Origin of the sequence: Pyrobaculum sp., from assembly GCF_049971835.1 — an archaeon.
Classification (GTDB): domain Archaea; phylum Thermoproteota; class Thermoprotei; order Thermoproteales; family Thermoproteaceae; genus Pyrobaculum.
Genome location: NZ_JBMFKV010000244.1, coordinates 1 through 2,465 on the forward strand (window position 1 = coordinate 1; position 2,465 = coordinate 2,465).

The window sequence follows — 2,465 nt, forward strand, 5'->3', positions numbered from 1 at the left end:
CGTAAAGGACTTTGCCAGACTCCACCTCCAGCACCAGGACTCTGTTGTAGCTGTCGGCGTATTTAATGGCGGAGGGGGCTACCCAAGTGGCCAGGTACGCCAGGCCGTAGAGGACAGCCGCGATTAAAACTACGGCGATTATGATTACAACCACTGGGGGCAGGCTTTCTATGAGCGCTTCCACGCGCTCCATGTCTAGCAGAAAACACTAGGTATTTAAGCTTTTTGCCCCTCCTTTCCTCCCTCCCGCCCTAGCCAGGAGGTACGGCGTTGCCGACGTGTACCGCTCCACACGGTAGAAGCATTTTTATCCTTACGGCACAGGGTAGCCTATGAGGAGAGAGGACAGCGGTATATTGAACTACGTAGACAAGCTTGACTCTATAAACGTATCTGCAGTGTTGGTAAACCCCATATTCGGGGCCTGGCTCGTCACTTGGCTATCCTTCACTCCACGCACCTCTCCGCGCGACCGCGAACTCAATACTGTTACGTCTTTAGTAGCTGAGGTTGCGCGTTCGTCCTTTATTAAACTTTCATGGTCGCACTACTTCGTCGAAAAGAATGAGAACATAAAGGTAACAATAGACCGCCAACAGGTGTGGCGAAAAGGTTTCGTAAAAGTACGTATCTTCGGTGTAGGGAGTAGCGACTTCATAGTAGTGTAGAGATCTGCTGTAGGCCTCCTAAAGTGGCTCGGTCACGACCCTAACCTCTACTACCCTCTCTATGCCTTCTGCCTCGTACACCCTAACTGCGTCGGCGTAGTGGACCATGGTGCGGCACCTGGGGTTCTGCTTGACTATCCTCCAAGCCTCTTCGACGTCTGTGGTGGTTGCCACGAGCCTCATCTTTCCCCACAAGATAACAAGCCCGTGTTGCTTCGCGAGCTCTACTAGCCTCGCCACGAAGGACAGCGGGAGCACGGGCAGGACGTATTTAGCCCCGACGCGCTTCGCGAGCTCCACAACGGATTCTGCGTTCGGGACGAACCCTACGAACTGCTCGATCTCAACATCGCCCAGTTTCTGCCTGAGCTGTTCGACCTGGCAAGGAAGCGGGTAGTGCCTAGACACCCACAACACCTTCTCCATACCTGCAGATGGAGCAGGGCTTAAAAACTAGGCGATCTGTTTCAGCGCCAGCTCTTTCAGCCCCGCCCTCCACAGCCACAGCACGAGCTCTATCCTCCTGAGCGACAGCTTGGCCTCGATTATCTTCTCCACGACGTCGCCCGGTAGCTCGCTGGCGAGCGCCTGCCTCACGTCGTCTGGGCTCGGTTGCTCCACTGGCACTGTTATGCAACGGTCGAGGAGCGCCTGCCACGAGGCGCTCCTCTTGAGCTCGAAGCTGTTGGCAGCCATGAGTAGCGGAGCAGTCACCTTAGCCTCGAAGCGGCCGCGCCTGTCTGCAAAGACCACGCGCCCCTCGCTGATTATGTGGAGCACGGCGTCTACAGTGGCCTTCGGCGCCTTGTCCACCTCGTCGAAGCGGACGAGCGCCACTGGCGTGTCGTGCAGGTACTGGACAAGCCCCTTGGGGGTCGTCGTCGCGCCGTAGAAGATGGGCGCGGCGGCGTGGTCGAAGAGGGAGAGTATGAAAGACTTGCCACCCCCCGGAGGCCCCAGCAACAGCACGGCCCTCTCCCTAATGCCACCCTCCTCCACCGCTCTGAGCAACTGCTCAACTTCCGAGAACGCCGAGGCGACAGACGGAAGCCTCGAAAACGGCGACTCTGCAAACCTCCTCCTCGCCAAGTCTACAAGCTCCCCCGGAGCCACTGCGGCCCCGCCCCTGTCGCCCCCTAGGCGGCTCAGGCACTGCACGTCTACGACGTAGACGGGGTACTGCCGGCTAGACCTCCCGGGATCCTTCATCACGCACCCCTTGGCCCTCCTCAACGCGTTGTAACACCTAGTGACGTCGACGCCGTGGTGTGGCATTATGGCCACAGAGTAGACCACGTACACGTCCCCCTCCTTCCTGGCCACGCCGTTGCTCTCTAGCAACCGGAGACACTCAACCAGGTCCATATAGGACGCAAAAACAGTAGTATTTAAGCTTTTCTACCGCATGAAATGAGATAAGAGGAGAAAAAGGAAGACTGTTTCTAGCCCACTCTACGATACCGCCTTTAGCGCGTCTGCGATATTATTGAACATCAACGTCTCTCCCTCTACTACGTATATCCGCGCCCCTTCCAATTTGATCAGCCTAGCCATTTCCTCAGCAGACAGCTTTCCAGCTGTTCCCGGGAACGATATGAAGGCGGCAGTGCCGCGGAATGTCAGCGGGTTCACCTGCACCCCCTCGCCCTCTTTTACGAACTTAATATCGACGTTCATCTCCCTCGCCAACATCTCTAGAGCCTGCCTCATGGTATCGTTGAACACAACAGCAGTGCCGCCCCTCTCGCTAATTATACAGAACAGCTCTCTAGCGTCGATATATTTTGGCGGTGCCAC

The 2,465-nt window shown here is 56.7% G+C and carries 4 protein-coding genes and 1 pseudogene; 1 reads left to right on the forward strand and 4 read right to left on the reverse strand.

All coding sequences use genetic code 11. From position 1 onward, the window contains the following. Positions 1-193, reverse strand: a pseudogene (locus ACP5J3_RS13135) (hypothetical protein); the annotation flags it as partial. Positions 194-332: 139 nt separating this feature from the next. Here ACP5J3_RS13135 and ACP5J3_RS13140 point away from each other — a divergent pair. Further along, positions 333-668 (forward strand): hypothetical protein, encoded by a 336-nt coding sequence (locus ACP5J3_RS13140; protein ID WP_428496100.1) that lies wholly within the window; start codon positions 333-335, stop codon positions 666-668. A gap of 18 nt (positions 669-686) precedes the next feature. Here the strand turns inward: ACP5J3_RS13140 and ACP5J3_RS13145 are convergent, their stop codons facing one another. The 3 genes from ACP5J3_RS13145 to ACP5J3_RS13155 all read right to left on the reverse strand — a co-directional run. Then, positions 687-1,085 carry a hypothetical protein gene (locus tag ACP5J3_RS13145; RefSeq protein ID WP_428496101.1) on the reverse strand — a complete coding sequence of 133 codons (399 nt, stop codon included), beginning with the start codon at positions 1,083-1,085 and terminating at the stop codon, positions 687-689. 36 nt (positions 1,086-1,121) lie between these two features. Further along, entirely contained in the window at positions 1,122-2,033 is a 912-nt protein-coding gene (locus ACP5J3_RS13150; protein ID WP_428496102.1) for an AAA family ATPase, read from the reverse strand. Positions 2,034-2,120: 87 nt separating this feature from the next. Next, positions 2,121-2,465: hypothetical protein (locus ACP5J3_RS13155; protein ID WP_428496103.1), on the reverse strand; the 345-nt coding region annotated here is incomplete at its 5' end.

Excerpts from the sequence above, each read along its gene's own strand:
- ACP5J3_RS13140 (WP_428496100.1), top strand. The coding sequence starts at position 333 with ATGAGGAGAGAGGACAGCGGTATATTGAACTACGTAGACAAGCTTGAC.
- ACP5J3_RS13150 (WP_428496102.1), bottom strand. The coding sequence starts at position 2,033 with ATGGACCTGGTTGAGTGTCTCCGGTTGCTAGAGAGCAACGGCGTGGCC.